The organism is Luteibacter sp. HAY1-4A (assembly GCF_056755355.1).
Window position 1 is genome coordinate 1 of the sequence record NZ_JBNDHZ010000070.1, and the last position, 15,149, is coordinate 15,149.

15 protein-coding genes are annotated in these 15,149 nt (G+C 65.8%); 8 read left to right on the top strand and 7 right to left on the bottom strand.

Annotation, left to right across the window (positions count from 1 at the left end; genetic code table 11):
• Both ACPYOD_RS17825 and ACPYOD_RS17830 read left to right on the top strand, forming a co-directional pair.
• Window positions 1–423 (top strand): DinB/UmuC family translesion DNA polymerase (locus tag ACPYOD_RS17825; protein ID WP_481303052.1); only part of this gene is annotated, 423 nt, incomplete at its 5' end.
• A 131-nt stretch (window positions 424–554) separates the two neighbouring features.
• Complete coding sequence (locus ACPYOD_RS17830; protein ID WP_481303064.1) at window positions 555–911, top strand: PilZ domain-containing protein; 357 nt, start codon at window positions 555–557, stop codon at window positions 909–911.
• Between the two features lie 120 nt (window positions 912–1,031).
• Here the strand turns inward: ACPYOD_RS17830 and ACPYOD_RS17835 are convergent, their stop codons facing one another.
• On the bottom strand, window positions 1,032–2,723 hold the full coding sequence (locus tag ACPYOD_RS17835) for an AMP-binding protein (protein WP_481303053.1): 1,692 nt from the start codon (window positions 2,721–2,723) through the stop codon (window positions 1,032–1,034).
• A 173-nt stretch (window positions 2,724–2,896) separates the two neighbouring features.
• Between ACPYOD_RS17835 and ACPYOD_RS17840 the strand changes: the two genes are divergently transcribed.
• Entirely contained in the window at window positions 2,897–3,280 is a 384-nt protein-coding gene (locus ACPYOD_RS17840; protein ID WP_481303054.1) for a nuclear transport factor 2 family protein, read from the top strand.
• Between the two features lie 170 nt (window positions 3,281–3,450).
• Here the strand turns inward: ACPYOD_RS17840 and acnA are convergent, their stop codons facing one another.
• Window positions 3,451–6,195 (bottom strand): aconitate hydratase AcnA, encoded by a 2,745-nt coding sequence (acnA, locus tag ACPYOD_RS17845; protein WP_481303055.1) that lies wholly within the window; start codon window positions 6,193–6,195, stop codon window positions 3,451–3,453.
• 224 nt (window positions 6,196–6,419) lie between these two features.
• Here acnA and ACPYOD_RS17850 point away from each other — a divergent pair, with 224 nt between their 5' ends.
• Window positions 6,420–7,349, top strand: a complete 930-nt coding sequence (locus tag ACPYOD_RS17850) for a LysR family transcriptional regulator (RefSeq protein WP_481303056.1) — start codon at window positions 6,420–6,422, stop codon at window positions 7,347–7,349.
• Window positions 7,350–7,455: 106 nt separating this feature from the next.
• Here the strand turns inward: ACPYOD_RS17850 and hflD are convergent, their stop codons facing one another.
• From hflD to ACPYOD_RS17865, 3 genes are read right to left on the bottom strand one after another with little or no spacing between them, the layout of a single operon-like run.
• The gene (hflD, locus tag ACPYOD_RS17855) at window positions 7,456–8,082 is read right to left on the bottom strand and encodes a high frequency lysogenization protein HflD (protein ID WP_481303057.1); all 627 of its coding nucleotides are present in this window, start codon (window positions 8,080–8,082) and stop codon (window positions 7,456–7,458) included.
• Window positions 8,083–8,122: 40 nt separating this feature from the next.
• Window positions 8,123–9,220, bottom strand: coding sequence for a tRNA 2-thiouridine(34) synthase MnmA (gene mnmA / locus ACPYOD_RS17860; protein WP_481303058.1), 1,098 nt, complete (start codon window positions 9,218–9,220; stop codon window positions 8,123–8,125).
• Window positions 9,217–9,705 (bottom strand): NUDIX hydrolase, encoded by a 489-nt coding sequence (locus ACPYOD_RS17865; RefSeq protein WP_481303059.1) that lies wholly within the window; start codon window positions 9,703–9,705, stop codon window positions 9,217–9,219. Before ACPYOD_RS17865 ends, mnmA begins: the two co-directional genes overlap by 4 nt.
• Window positions 9,706–9,823: 118 nt before the next feature.
• On the opposite strand from ACPYOD_RS17865, the gene clpS reads away from it, so the two are divergent.
• Window positions 9,824–10,156, top strand: a complete 333-nt coding sequence (gene clpS / locus ACPYOD_RS17870) for an ATP-dependent Clp protease adapter ClpS (RefSeq protein ID WP_481303060.1) — start codon at window positions 9,824–9,826, stop codon at window positions 10,154–10,156.
• Between the two features lie 78 nt (window positions 10,157–10,234).
• A complete protein-coding gene (gene clpA / locus ACPYOD_RS17875; RefSeq protein WP_481303061.1) occupies window positions 10,235–12,502 on the top strand; it encodes an ATP-dependent Clp protease ATP-binding subunit ClpA in 2,268 nt (755 codons plus the stop codon).
• 164 nt (window positions 12,503–12,666) lie between these two features.
• Here the strand turns inward: clpA and infA are convergent, their stop codons facing one another.
• Together infA and ACPYOD_RS17885 are read right to left on the bottom strand one after the other, a co-directional pair.
• Entirely contained in the window at window positions 12,667–12,885 is a 219-nt protein-coding gene (gene infA, locus ACPYOD_RS17880) for a translation initiation factor IF-1 (RefSeq protein ID WP_072323067.1), read from the bottom strand.
• Between the two features lie 103 nt (window positions 12,886–12,988).
• Window positions 12,989–13,264, bottom strand: coding sequence for a polyhydroxyalkanoic acid system family protein (locus tag ACPYOD_RS17885; protein ID WP_481290045.1), 276 nt, complete (start codon window positions 13,262–13,264; stop codon window positions 12,989–12,991).
• A 129-nt stretch (window positions 13,265–13,393) separates the two neighbouring features.
• Here ACPYOD_RS17885 and ACPYOD_RS17890 point away from each other — a divergent pair, with 129 nt between their 5' ends.
• Entirely contained in the window at window positions 13,394–14,161 is a 768-nt protein-coding gene (locus ACPYOD_RS17890; RefSeq protein ID WP_481303062.1) for an FHA domain-containing protein, read from the top strand.
• 60 nt (window positions 14,162–14,221) lie between these two features.
• Window positions 14,222–15,149: 3-phosphoserine/phosphohydroxythreonine transaminase (gene serC, locus ACPYOD_RS17895; RefSeq protein ID WP_481303063.1), on the top strand; the 928-nt coding region annotated here is incomplete at its 3' end.

A 15,149-nucleotide genomic window follows, 5' to 3' on the forward strand; every position in this document is an offset into this window, starting at 1 on the left:
GACCTGGAGGAACTGCCCATTGCCGAAGCCTGGCTGCTGCGGCAGTGCGAAAAAGTGGGGGCCCGGGCCCGGTCCCGCGGCGTGAGCGCCCGGACGGTGTCCGTGAAGCTGCGCGAGCCCCCGTTCACCACCCACAGCCGGCAGGCCCAGTTGCCCGTTCCCGGCAACGCGACGCCCGATATCTACGCCGTGGCACGGCGCTTGCTTCAGGTCTGGTGGAACCAGCATCCCCGGCCGAGATTGCGATTGTTGGGGGTGACGCTGTCGGGTTTCGACGCCAGGCACGGCGACGAGCAGCAGGACATGTTCGCCGCGCCGGTATCGGACAAGCTTTCCGACGGTGTGCAGGACCTGATCAACGGGCGCTTCGGTGCCGGGGCGCTGGTTCGGGCGGGTGTGCTGAAAACGCGCGGGAACGAGTGACAGCAGTCATATGCATACGTCATCCAGGCTGCGCTAATGTGTCCGTTTGTGACACGGAACGTAAGTGGGCGAGGTGCGTCATGCCGATCACGACAGGCAAGGACGAGGTATCGGGATGGGTGGAGAAGCTGATGTCAAATAATAGGGACGATCCCAATACCCGTTATCGCCACGCGCGAATGCGGGTGCAGACCGCGGTTCTCATGAGCCGGGGCGGCGAAGCGCACCCTACCGATCTGGTGGACATCTCGGCCACGGGGGCGCTCCTGCGCCGTCCGCTGGGCTGGCGCGGCGAGCCCGGCCAGACCTGGATCCTCGACATGATCTTCGGGCACGACCTGCATATCCACCTCGAGGCCTCGGTGGCCCGGGTGTCCGCGCGTCAGATCGGCATGGAGTACACGCTCATCCCTGAGGACAAGCAGGCCTCGTTGTGGGAGTTGCTGGGTGGCTATGCCGACACGCTGGAAGCCTGGAAGGACGACTAGCGGACGGCTTTGTGTAGGAGCCGCTTCAGCGGCGAATGGGTGCTCGCCGCAAGCTTGCCCGCTGCCGCGGGATCGCCGCTGAAGCGGCTCCCACAGGAGCACGCCTCAGCGGAACAGCGGTCAGGCTGATTGCTTCTTCTTCCGCTCCTCGTCGCGGAGTTCGCGGCGAAGGATCTTGCCCACGTTCGATTTCGGCAGGGAGTCGCGGAATTCGATCTGCTTGGGACGCTTGTAGCCGGTGAGGTTCTCCCGGCAATACTCCTTCAGCGCCTCGACCGTCAGGGACGGGTCCTTGCGTACCACGAAGATCTTCACCACTTCGCCCGAGTGTTCGTCGTCGACGCCCACGGCCGCGACCTCGGCCACGCCGGGGTGGTGCATGACGATGTCTTCGATCTCGTTCGGGTACACGTTGAAGCCGGACACCAGGATCATGTCCTTCTTGCGATCCACGATGAACGCCTGGCCGGTCTCATCCATGCGGGCAAGGTCGCCGGTGCGCAACCAGCCGTCGGCGTCGAGCACCTTCGAGGTTTCTTCCGGCTGGCTCCAGTAGCCCTTCATCACCTGCGGGCCACGGATGCAAAGTTCGCCCACCTCGCCGACGGGGAGCACCTTGCCGTCCTCGTCGCGGATCTGCGCGTCGGTGCCGGGAATCGGATAGCCGATGGAGCCCGTGTAGTCCTTGATGTCGACGCGGTTGGCAAACGCCACCGGCGAGGTTTCGGTAAGGCCGTAGCCCTCGATGATCGGGTGGCCGGTCACTTTCTTCCAGCGCTCCGCCACGCTGCGCTGCAGCGCCATGCCGCCCGCCATGCTCAGGTGCAGGCGGGTGAAGTCGACCTGGTCGAAGCCGGGGGTGTTCAACAGGCCGTTGAACAGCGTGTTGACGCCGGTGATGGCGGTGAACGAGGTTTTCCTCAGTTCCTTGACGAAGCCACGCATGTCGCGCGGATTGGTGATGAGGTGGTTCAGGCCGCCCAGGCTGGTGAAGATGAGGCAATTCACCGTGAGCGAGAAGATGTGGTACAGCGGCAGCGCCGTGATGATCGTTTCGTCGCCCGGCGTGGCGTGGCCCGCGACCCAGGGACGCGTCTGCAGCATGTTCGCGATCATGTTGCGGTGGGTGAGCATGGCGCCCTTGGCCACGCCCGTCGTGCCGCCGGTGTACTGCAGGAAAGCGATGTCGTCGTGCCCGATGTCCACGGCCGGCAGCGGATGGGCCTTGCCGCGTTCCAGCGCGCTGCGGAAGCGCACGGCGCGGGGCAGGTCGAAGGCGGGCACTTCCTTGCGGATGCTCTTCACCACGAAGTTGATGATGTTGCCCTTCGGGAAGCCCACCATGTCGCCGACGGCGGTGGTGATGACGTGCTGAACCTTGGTGCCGTCCAGTGCGTGCTGGGCGGTGGCCGCGAAGTTGTCCAGGACCAGGAGCGCCTTCGCGCCCGAATCTTCCAGTTGGTGATGCAGTTCTCGCGCGGTGTACAGCGGATTCGTGTTCACTACGGTCAAGCCGAGCCGCAGAGCGCCGAACAGCGCGATGGGGTACTGCAGCAGGTTCGGCAACATGATCGCCAGGCGGTCGCCCTTCTTCAGGCCGAGTTCGCCCGAAAGGTAACCGGCGAAGGCCCGGGAGAGTTCGTCGATCTGCCCGTAGGTGAGGACCTTGCCGAAATTCGCGAACGCCGGGCGGTCACGAAATTTCTGAAAGGATCCTTCGAGGACGGCCGCAATGGAGCGGTATTCGTTGACGTCGATGTCGGCTGGAATGCCGGCCGGGTAGTGGTCAAGCCACGGACGCTCGATGCTCATGAATCGGACGGACTCCAGGAAAGTAGCTCGCGCACGGTCGTCGTGCGGTCGCGAGGCATTGGAGCATACGCGTGCGTACAGCGGCAAGCCGCATCGCAGCGGCTCCGGCGATGGGTGAAACGACAATGTGGACGATGGGAAAACTGCTGTCTTGCCTGCTATTGACGAGTCTCGTGGCGTGTCGTCATGCGCCCGACGAGACGCGGGTGCGCGATGCGATCGCGGCCACCGCGGAAGCGGCCGAAGCAGGAAGGGCGGGCGGTACGGTGGACGCCCTGACGGAGGATTTCGACGGCAACACCGGGGCGCTCGACCGCCGTTCGCTGGCCAACCTCGTTCGCGCATATGCGGTACGTGGTCAAAAGATCCATGTGCTGATGGGCCCGACCGAGGTGGAGCGGCGTGGCGACCGGATGATCGCGACCTTCACGGTCACGCTCACCGCCGGGGCAGGCGTGCTTCCCGACAACGCGGGCGCCTACGAGGTGGAAACCGGCTGGCGGAAGGACGATGGCGAATGGCGCTGCTTCACGGCCACCTGGAAACGCGCGTTGTAGAGAGCCTTGCAGATCCCTGTGGGAGCCGCTTCAGCGGCGATCCCGCGGAAGCGGGCAAGCTCGCGTCGAGCACCCATCGCCGCTGAAGCGGCTCCCACACAAAGCAGGCTTCCAGAAAAAGCGCTCAAGAAAAAACGCCCCGGTTTCCCGGGGCGTTCTTCGTGGGCTTATCAGGCCGCCTTCGCCAGCTGGCGAAGCACATACTGCAGGATGCCGCCGTGGCGGAAGAACTCGCGCTCCTTCGGGGTCAGCAGAAGCACCTTCACGGTGAAGCTCTTGACCGAACCGTCGGGACGCGTGGCCGTGACGGTGGCACGCTTCGACTCGCCGCCTTCCAGGCCGGTGATATCGAACACTTCGTCGCCCTTCAGGCCCAGCGTCTGCGCGTTCTCGCCATCCATGAACTGGCAGGGCAGCACACCCATGCCGACCAGGTTGGAGCGATGGATGCGTTCGAAGCTCTCGGCGATCACGGCCTTCACGCCAAGGAGCAGCGTGCCCTTGGCCGCCCAGTCACGCGACGAGCCCGTGCCGTATTCCTTGCCGGCCAGCACCACCAGCGGCGTGCCGTCCGCCTTGTACTTCATGGCGGCATCGTAGATGGCCATCTGCTCGCCGGTCGGGATGTACTTCGTGTAGCCGCCCTCGACGCCATCCAGCATCAGGTTCTTGATGCGGATGTTGGCGAAGGTGCCGCGCACCATCACGTCGTCGTTGCCGCGACGCGAACCGTAGGAGTTGAAGTCCTTCGGCTCCACGCCCTTGGAGATCAGGAAGCGGCCCGCCGGGCTGTCCTTCTTGATCGAACCGGCCGGTGAGATGTGGTCGGTGGTGATGGAGTCGCCGAAGATGCCCATGGCGCGGGCGCCGTGAATGTCCTCGATGGTGCCGGCCTCGGGGCTCATGCCGTCGAAGTAGGGCGGGTTCTTGATGTACGTGGAATCGTCCCACGCGTAGGTCTTGCCGTCCGGCGAGGCGATGGCGTTCCAGCGGCTGTCGCCCTTGAAGACGTCGGCGTAGCTGTCCTTGAACATCTGCGGGCTGATGGCGCCGGCGATGGCGTCGGACACTTCCTGGTTGGTCGGCCAGATGTCCTTCAGGTAAACCGGCTTGCCATCGCTGCCGTTGGCGATCGGATCCTTCGTCAGGTCGATGTTGAGCGTGCCGGCCAGCGCGTAGGCGACTACCAGCGGCGGCGAGGCCAGGTAGTTCATTTTCACTTCCGGATGCACGCGGCCTTCGAAGTTGCGGTTGCCCGACAGCACGGAAGCCACGGCGAGGTCGCCCTCGGCAATGCCCTTGCTGATCTCGGCCGGCAGCGGACCGGAGTTGCCGATGCAGGTGGTGCAGCCATAGCCGACCACGTAGAAGTTCACCTTCTCGAGTTCCTCGAGCAGGCCGGTCTTCTTCAGGTACTCGGTGACCACGAGCGAACCCGGTCCGAGCGAGGGCTTCACCCACGGCTTCGAGGTGAGGCCGCGCGCCGCGGCCTTCTTCGCCACGAGGCCGGCGGCGAGCATCACGGCCGGGTTGGAGGTGTTGGTGCACGAGGTGATGGCGGCGATGACCACCGAACCGTCGTTGAGGCGGAAGGACTTGCCGTCCTTCTCCACCAGCACGCCGTCTTCGTCGACCTTGTTGGCCTCGTTGCCGACGGCCGTGGCGCCACCTTCGTTGTTGAAGCGGGAGACGTCGCCGTTCTTCGGCTTGCGGTTGGAGGTGAGCGGGCCCACGGCGTCGAGGAAGCTCTGCTTCACGCCTTCCAGCAGCACACGGTCCTGCGGACGCTTCGGGCCGGCCAGCGACGGCTTGACGTCGGCGAGGTCGAGTTCGAGCACGGTGGTGAATTCCGGCTCCGGCGTGTTGGCGTCGTGCCAGAGGCCCTGGGCCTTGGCATAGGTTTCGACCAGGGCGATCTGGCCTTCTTCGCGGCCCGACAGGCGCATGTAGTTCAGCGCTTCCTGGTCGATCGGGAAGATGCCGCAGGTGGCGCCGTATTCCGGGGCCATGTTGGCGATGGTGGCGCGGTCGGCCAGCGGCAGGTTCTGCAGGCCGCTGCCGAAGAACTCGACGAACTTGCCCACGACGCCGAGCTTGCGCAGCATCTGCGTGACGGTGAGCACGAGGTCGGTGGCGGTCACGCCTTCTGACAGCTTGCCGGTGAGGCGGAAGCCGACGACCTGCGGGATGAGCATGGACGACGGCTGGCCCAGCATGGCGGCCTCGGCCTCGATGCCGCCCACGCCCCAGCCCAGCACGCCGAGGCCATTGATCATGGTGGTGTGCGAGTCGGTACCGAACACGGTATCCGGATAGGCGAACGACTCGCCGTTCACTTCGTTGGTGAAGACGACGCGGGCGAGGTTCTCCAGGTTCACCTGGTGGACGATACCCGTGCGCGGCGGCACGACCTTGAAGTTGTTGAAGGCCTTCTGGCCCCAGCGCAGGAACGAGTAACGCTCCTGGTTGCGCTCGAACTCGATGGCGACGTTCTCTTCCAGCGCGCTTTCCGAGCCGAAGGCATCCACCTGCACCGAATGGTCGATGACCAGTTCGGCGGGGGCCAGCGGGTTGATCTTGTTCGGGTCGCCGCCCAGCTTCACCACGGCGTCGCGCATGGCCGCCAGGTCGACCACGCAGGGCACACCGGTGAAGTCCTGCAGGACCACGCGGGCGGGCATGAAGGAGATCTCGGTGTCCGGCTCGGCCTTGGCGTCCCACTTGGCGACGGCCTCGATTTCCTTCGAGGTGACGTTCACGCCGTCTTCCTGGCGGAGCAGGTTCTCCAGCAGGATCTTCATGGAGTAGGGCAGGCGCTTGATGTCGAACTTGTCGCCGAACTTGGCCAGGCTGGCGATGGTGTGGCGCTTGCCGTTGACTTCGATACTGTCTCGGACTGAGAACGAGTCTTTCATGCTGTACTCCTGGCGTGGTTCTTAAGCTGGGGAGGCCGGGCCGGCCTTTGCGGGCCGCCAAAGGCGTCGATTATCGCGCAGTCTGCCGTTCGAGTGCGACCGCCATGAGACCGGCTGTGGCTAGAATGGCCGGTCCGCGGCGAATGCCGCGAGAATTCTGGGCGCGAAAAGGATGAGGGCGGCGGATCGTGGGCGCAAACGCATTTGATGGCACGCAGCGTTCGATGATTTCGATGGCCTTGTCGTCCGTTTCCCTGCGCGACCTCGCCCTGGTGCAGGCCGTTGCGCGGGAAGGCAGCTTCAACAGCGCCGCCCGGGCCATGTACATCAGCCCCTCCGGGCTGTCCCACCAGGTGCAGAAGGTGGAACAGGCCCTGGGGGCGCCACTGTTTGAACGGGGCGGCCGGCGCGTGGTGCCGACGGCCAGCGGGCAGCGCCTGCTGGGATACATCGAAGACGTGCTGGCGTCGGCGGAGCATCTCGAACATGCCGCTCGCGCCGGCGATGTCGCCTTCGGCGGCGAACTGCGGCTGGGTGTCCCTTCCACCCTCGGGCCGTATCTCCTGCCGCATTTCATCGAGCCGTTCCCGCAGCGCTTCCCCGGCGCGCGGCTCACCATCTCCGAAGGAAAGCCGCGGGGTCTTCTGCGCCGGCTGCACGAGGGCGAACTCGACGCCGTGCTGGCGCCTCCGGCGACGACGGTCACGGGCCTGGAGGCCACGGCGCTCTTCTTCGAGCCGTACGAACTGATGCTGCATGCCGCACATCCGCTGGCCGGGCGTGCATCGATCGCGCTGGGCGAGCTGGATGCGGCGGAGGCCACGCTCATGGCCGAAAGCCACGGCAGCGGCGTGTCCGACCTGGGCATGGCGGGCCCCGCGCGCCCGGAACGCATCCAGGACCTCAGCATCGAGAGCCTCGCCACCCTGGTCGCGCTGCGCGGTGGCTACACACTGGTGCCGATCCTGGCGCACGAGCGGCTGGGCTCGATTCCGAACGTGGTGCTCGCGGCCGTGGAGGGCGCGCGGCCGGGGCGGCACATCTCGCTTTACTGGCGCAGTGCCACGCCCTGGCGGGAAGACCTCGCCGGCTTCGGCGAACTCTTGCGCGCGCTGGCGGAGAAAATCCCGGGCCTCGACGCCGCGCGAGCCTGAACAGGTTTCGTGTGGGAGCCGCTTCAGCGGCGATGGGTGCTCGCGACAAACCGCGCCGCTGCCGCGGGATCGCCGGCATAGCCGGCTCCCACAAGGGCGGCTCGTTTCAGCCGCCGTCGTCGAGGGTGGAGCCGGTCAGCAGGCCGCGGGCCAGCATCGCGCATTGCTTGCGATAGATCAGCAACTGCCACTGCCTGCCACCCAGCTGGTGCCACAACACCGCCGAGCGCACGGATGCCAGCAGCGCGGCGCGTACCTTGTCCACGTTTCCCTTCTGCTGCAGGTAGGCCGGGGTGCCGGTGACCATGACGCGTGGTTTCAGCGTGGAAAGGGTGGACGCGTACAACTCGGCCAGCCGCGCCGCGACGTTCGGATGTTCGAGTCCAAAGTGCTCGACCTGGCGCTGCGCGGACACGATGCCTTCGCGCAGGCGATCGAGCAGGGGCCGATTGCGCGACAGCGAGCGCTCGAGGCGCAGCACCGTCACCGCCATGCGCATCACCGCGACGTCGCGCGTCTGTTCCTCGAACTGCGCCACCAGCGTACGCAGTCCACGGCGGACGCCGGACACGCCGCCATACACGGAAGCCACCGAATCCGCGTCGATGCGGAACACGCTGGCAAGGCTGCTCTCGAACGCCGCCTCGTCGCAGCGGCCGTCGGTGGCCAGTTGCTGGGCGAGGGCGGCACCCTGGAAAACGCCAGCCAGGGCGAGGACGCGTTCTTCGTTCATTCGTAGAGCTCGGAAGAGAAGGGATGTTGCGCTTTGCGGGTCATGCGGCAAGTCCGCCATAAGGCGCGTCGGTGGCGGCGATCACGGCCCCGCCGAGGCAGGCCTCGCCGTCGTAAAGCACCACCGACTGGCCGGGTGTCACGGCGCGCTGCGGCTCGTCGAAGGCAACGTGCAGGACATCGCCGCGCACTTCCACCGTGCACGCCTGGTCGGCCTGCCGATAGCGTGTCTTTGCCGTGCAACGAAAGGCGAGGGCAGGCGGTTCCGCGGCGACCCAGGTGACATCGGTGGCTTCGAGGCGAGTGGATTGCAGCCAGCGGTTTTCGCCGCCCTGCGCCACGATCAGTGTATTCGTGGGGACGTCCTTGCCCACCACATACCACGGTTCGTTCGGAGCGTCCGCGCGGCCGCCGATGCCCAGGCCGTTGCGCTGGCCCAGCGTGTAATACATCACGCCCTGGTGTTCTCCGATGGTGCGCCCGTCGGGATCGACCATGGCGCCGGGCTTGGCGGGCAGGTACTGCGCGAGGAACGCGCGGAAGTCGCGCTCCCCGATGAAGCAGATGCCGGTCGAGTCCTTCTTCGCATGCGTGGGCAGGGCGGCCTCGCGGGCCATCTCCCGCACGCGTGGCTTTTCGATCTCGCCCACGGGAAACAAGGTGGCTGCCAACTGCCGCTGGCCCAGGGCGTGAAGGAAGTAGCTCTGGTCCTTCGCCGCATCGACGGCGCGCAGCAGGCGGTAACGGCCGTCGCGGAAATCCACCCGCGCATAATGGCCGGTGGCGATCTTCTCCGCGCCCAGGGCCTGCGCGTGCTCCAGGAACGTCTTGAACTTGATCTCCCGGTTGCACAGCACGTCGGGATTCGGGGTGCGCCCCGCCGCATATTCGGCGAGGAAATAGGCGAACACCCCGTCCCAGTACTCGCCCGCAAAATTTCGCGCATGGAAGGGGATGCCCAGGCGGCCGCACACGGCGACGGCGTCCTTGCGGTCCTGGTCGGTGGTGCAGGGGCCGGAGCGGTCGTCTTCTTCCCAGTTCTGCATGAACATGCCCTCGACCTCGTGCCCCGCCCGCTGGAGCAGGAGGGCCGCGACCGAGGAATCGACGCCGCCGGAGACGCCGAGGACCACCTTCACGACTGTGCGCCCGGAAGCAGGCTGGACACGGTGTCCAGGGGCAGTCGCCGCCCGTCCAGCCAGGTGTCGATGGCATGCAGCACGAGTGGCGTGCGCAGGCGATCGCCAAGCGCCTCTACCTCGTCCCGGCGCAGCCAGAGGGCGCGGTGGATGCCCTTGTCGAGGGGCCGGGACGGATCGTGCGACAGCACGTGTCCGGCAAAGGCGAAGCGAAGTACCTGTTCGCCATGCTCGGAACTGGTCCACTGCCAGACGCCGAGGAATGCATCCAGGGCCACGTGGTGTCCCGTTTCCTCCAGTGTCTCCCGTACGGCGGCGGCCTGCAGCGTCTCGCCCGGGTCGAGATGTCCGGCGGGCTGGTTGTACGCGAGGCGGCCCAGCGCTTCCTCTTCCACGATGAGGAAACGGTCGCCACGGGCTATGACACAGGCCACCGTGACCCGGGGGCACCACACGGTTCCGCTGGAGGGAATGGTCTGCGGCATCGGCTTAAGGGAATAGCGCTCTGGAAAAAGGCCTATTGTGCCATCACTTGTGGTTGCGACCCGAAAGTGCGCCGGAATCCGGTGTATAAACGAATCGCGTATCGAAGGCTCCGAATTAATGTCCCAAGAACACGAACACGAACAGGAAAGCGATCGCGGCCATGGCCTTGCCATCGAAACCTCCAGGCCGGAAACGGCAAGGCCGCCGCTGTTCCAGGTCGTCCTGCTGAACGACGACTTCACGCCGATGGACTTCGTGATCGAGGTGCTGCGCAGTTTCTTCGGCATGGACCAGGAGCGGGCGGTGCAGGTGATGCTCCATGTCCATACGCGGGGGAAGGGCGTCTGCGGCGTGTTCACCCGGGAGGTGGCAGAAACGAAGGTGACCCAGGTCAACGAGTACTCACGGTCTCATCAGCACCCGCTGTTGTGCACTATGGAAAAGATGTAGCCGATCCCCCATCTGGAGTTCATGCGGCATTGACAAGGGGCTGGTCCCCGCCGCCCACAGCTATCGGAGACGGTCCGTATGTTCAGCAAGGATCTAGAAGTCACCATCGGGCACTGCTACAAGCAGGCCCGTGAGCAGCGCCACGAATTCATGACCGTGGAGCACCTGCTGCTTGCCCTCACGGAAAACACATCCGCCCTGGCCGCCCTGCGTGCCTGTGGGGTGGACCTGCCGCGCCTGGCCGCGGACCTGCAGCGGATCGTCGCCGAGACGGTGCCGGTGCTGCCGGCAGGCGACGAGCGCGATACCCAGCCCACCCTGGGCTTCCAGCGCGTGCTCCAGCGTGCCGTGTACCACGTGCAGTCGTCGGGCCGTAAGGAAGTCACCGGCGCCAACGTGCTCGTGGCCATCTTCGGCGAGAAGGACTCCCACGCGGTGTACTTCCTGCACCAGCAGGAGATCACCCGCCTGGACGTCGTCAACTACATCTCGCACGGTATCGCCAAGATCGGCGACGAGTCAGCCGCAGCTGCCCCGAACGCCGAGCGCGACGGTGAGGAAGGCGGCGAAGGCAAGGGCAATCCGCTCAGCGAATACGCCTCGAACCTGAACGAACTGGCCATCCAGGGCAAGATCGACCCCCTGATCGGTCGCCAGGACGAGGTCGAGCGCACCATCCAGGTGCTCTGCCGCCGCCGCAAGAACAACCCGCTGTACGTGGGTGAGGCGGGCGTGGGCAAGACGGCCCTGGCCGAGGGCCTGGCCAAGCGCATCGTCGAAGGCCAGGTGCCGGAAGTGCTGGAAGACTGCACTATCTGGTCGCTGGACCTCGGCGCGCTGGTCGCGGGCACCAAATACCGCGGCGATTTCGAGAAGCGCCTCAAGGCCGTGATCGGCCAGCTCAAGAAGCAGCCGAACGCCATCCTGTTCATCGACGAGATCCACACCATCATCGGTGCGGGCTCGGCGTCGGGCGGCACCATGGACGCCTCCAACCTGATCAAGCCCATGCTTGCGTCGGGGGAGCTGCGCTGCATCGGTTCCACCACGTTCCAGGAATTCCGCGGCGTGTTCGAAAAGGACCGCGCCCTGGCTCGCCGCTTCCAGAAGATCGACGTGGTCGAGCCCACCGTGGCCGATTCCATCGAGATCCTGCGCGGCCTGAAGAGCCGGTTCGAAGAGCACCACTCGGTGGAGTACACCGGTGAAGCCCTGCGCGCGGCCGTGGACCTCTCGGTCAAGCACATCCCCGACCGCCTGCTGCCGGACAAGGCCATCGACGTGATCGACGAGGCCGGCGCACGGCAGCGGCTGCTGCCCGAGGACGAGCGCACCGGGAAGGTCGATGTGCCCGAAATCGAGTACATCGTGGCCAAGATGGCGCGCATTCCCGCCAAGCAGGTCTCGGCGTCGGATCGCGACGTGCTGCGCAACCTCGAGCGCAACCTGAAAATGGTGGTGTTCGGCCAGGACGCGGCCATCGAGGCCCTCGCCTCGTCGATCAAGATGGCGCGTTCGGGCCTGGGCGATCCGTCCAAGCCCATCGGCAGCTTCCTGCTCGCCGGCCCCACGGGTGTCGGCAAGACGGAAGTGACCCGTCAGCTAGCCATGCAATTGGGCATCGAGATGGTTCGCTTCGACATGTCCGAGTACATGGAAGCGCATTCGGTGTCGCGCCTGGTCGGTGCGCCCCCGGGCTACGTTGGCTTCGACCAGGGTGGCCTGCTCACCGAGCAGATCACCAAGCATCCGCATTGCGTGCTGCTGCTGGACGAGATCGAGAAGGCCCATCCGGACGTCTACAACATTCTGCTTCAGGTCATGGACCGCGGCGTGCTCACCGATACGAACGGGCGCGAGGCGAACTTCAAGAACGTGATCATCGTGATGACCACGAATGCCGGCGCACAGCTGGCGTCGCGGCGCGGCATCGGGTTCGTGAAGCAGAACCATTCCCTGGACGCGATGGAGACCATCCGCCGCATGTTCACGCCGGAGTTCCGCAACCGCCTCGACGCGGTCATCCAGTTCAACGCCCTGGACTTCGACCATATCCTGCGCGTGGTCGACAAGTTCCTGATCGAGCTGGAAGCCCAGCTGGCCGAGAAGAAGGTGAGCGTCGACGTGACGCCGGATGCCCGCCGCTGGTTGGCCGAGCACGGTTTCGATCCGCAGATGGGTGCCCGTCCGATGGCCCGCGTCATCCAGGACAAGGTGAAGCGTGCCCTGGCCGACGAGTTGCTGTTCGGCAAGCTGGCGGAAGGCGGCAAGGTCACGTTGTCGGTGGCCGACGACGAGCTGCACGTGGAAACGGAGTCGGCGGAGCCGGCGACGGCGGAGGCGTAAGGAACCTCCGCTCTGTTGTGGGAGCCGGCTATGCCGGCGATCCCGCGGCGGCGGGCACGCTTGCCGCGAGCACCCATCGCCGCTGAAGCGGCTCCCACACAAACAAAAAGCCGCGGTGCGAGCCGCGGCTTTTTTTTCGTCCCGTGAAGCCGGCGCCTTGCGCCTTACTTCATACGGTACGTGATGCGCCCCTTGGTCAGGTCGTAAGGGGTCATTTCGACCTTCACCTTGTCGCCTGTGAGGATGCGGATGTAATGCTTGCGCATACGGCCGGAGATATGGGCGGTAATGACGTGCCCGTTCTCGAGCTGCACGCGGAACATGGTGTTGGGCAGGGTCTCCAGGACCGTACCTTCCATTTCGATGACGTCGTCTTTTGCCATGTGTCCCGGGTCGGCATGAACGGCCGGAATGGCCGCATAAGTCCCTTAGTATGCCACAGAGGAGCGGGCCCGGCCACCAAGCCGGGTCCGCGCGGGGCCGTGTTCAGCCGAACTGCTCGTCCAGCTTCTTCCGGATCTCGTCCTCGATGGTGCCCCGCAGCGGCGACAGGAGCATTCCCAGTTCCGCCGTGACGTGGACATCGGAGGCGGACACGGCGATCGCCCCTTTCACGCCGGAGCGCGCGAAAGTGAGGGTGTCGCCCTGCCATGTACCTTCCGTGCCGAACTTCTCGCGCATGCGGGCGGCGACCTTCTCGACGACGGCCCGGGCGTTTTCCACCGTCGTGCCGTGGGGGCGGCGGATGTCGATCTTCGCCATGGTTGGGTCCCTCGTTCCGGTAAAGGCGCGGAGTCTAGCAGGGCGTCGACTGAACGACGGTGGAGACCTTTCCGTTCAAACAGATACCGCACTCTGCTAAAGTCGCGTCGTCAACGTCCCGGTTCCTCCATGCGCATCGAATTCGTCAGCTCGGCTCGCGGTGATTTCCACTGGTCACGGCCCATGCTCACGATCGGCCGCGCGGAGGATAACGACCTCGTCGTGTCCGAAGCCCAGGTGGCCGGTCGCCACGTCACCATCCACCGCGACCGCCGCGGATTGGTGCTCGAGGTGGCGCCCGAAGCGGGCCGGGTGTACGTCAACGCGCGCCCGGTGCGCGAACGCGCGTTGCTCCGCCCCGGTGACAGCCTGTCGCTGGGTGACTGCCGCATGCTGGTGCGCGACGACGCCGACCTCGACGCGCGGGAATTCGTTCCGCCGACAGAGTCGCGCTGCACGGTGGCTCTGCGCCCCGTGGCCGGCCCCCTGTCGGGGCGCGTGGTCGCCATCGGCGACCGCCTGGAACTGGGCTCCACGCATGGTGCGTTGCCGCTCGAGCTTCCCGGCAACGACGCCGCGCTGCTCACCCTCACATGGGCCGATGGCGAACTCGTGCTCGATGCCTCCCGCGTGCCTCCGCGCCACGCCGTCCGCGTCAATGGTGTGAAGACGGTCCGCGCGTCGTTGCAGCCCGGCGACCAGATCGGCATCGCGGCCCATCGCTTCGTGGTCGAAGGTCCGGGGTGGGCTGCCGAGCCCGTCCTGGCGGCTCCCGAACCGCAGCCCGAAGCGGCGCCGCAGGAAGCGGAAGCACCGCGTGGTGATGTCTGGTGGCTGATCCTCACCGCCGCGTTGCTGGCGCTCGGCATCGCAGCCGTCCTGTTCGTGCAGTTCTAGCGTCTTGCCGCTGTTCGCGTGCGGGCATAATGCGGCTACCTCCCCGAGAGCGAGAACGAAGTGAGCAGAGCGTGGAATTTCAGCGCCGGTCCCGCGGCGCTGCCGGAAGCCGTATTGAAGCGGGCGCAGGCCGAGATGCTCGACTGGAACGGCACCGGGGCGTCGGTGATGGAGCTTTCCCACCGCGGCAAGCACTTCATGGAATTGGCCGCGGCAGCGGAGCAGCGCCTTCGCGGTCTGCTTGCCATTCCAGCGAACTACAAGGTGCTGTTCCTCCAGGGCGGCGCAACGCAGCACTTTGCGCAGATTCCGATGAACCTCGCACCGGAAGGCGGTTCGGCCGACTACATCGTCACCGGCGTGTTCAGCAAGAAAGCGGCGAGCGAGGCGGCTTTCCACGTCGACGCGCGCATTGCGGCCACGTCCGAGTCCACCGACTTCCTCACGCTGCCGCCGCGCGCCGGGTGGCGTTTGAATCCGGACGCGTCGTACGTGCACTACACGCCGAACGAAACGATCCGCGGTCTCGAGTTTCACGACATTCCGGAGGTGGGTAGCGTACCCCTCGTGGCCGACATGTCGTCGAACATCCTCGGCGCACCGCTGGACGTGTCGCGCTTCGGTCTCATCTACGCGGGCGCGCAAAAGAACATCGGGCCGTCGGGCCTCGTGCTGATGATCATTCGCGACGACCTGCTGGCGCGTCCGCCCCGATCGATCGCACGGATCCTGCGTTATGCGGAGCAGGCCGCGAACGACTCGATGCTGAACACACCGAACACCTGGGGCTGGTACCTCGCGGGGCTGACCTTCGAATGGATCGAACAGGAAGGCGGCCTCGCGGCCATGGGCGAACGCAACGCACGCAAGTCGGCCACGGTGTATGCGGCCATCGACGGATCGGATGGTTTCTACCGCAACGATGTGGAGCGCGCCGCTCGTTCGCGCATGAATGTGTCCTTCGTCTTGCACGATGCTGCGCTGGACC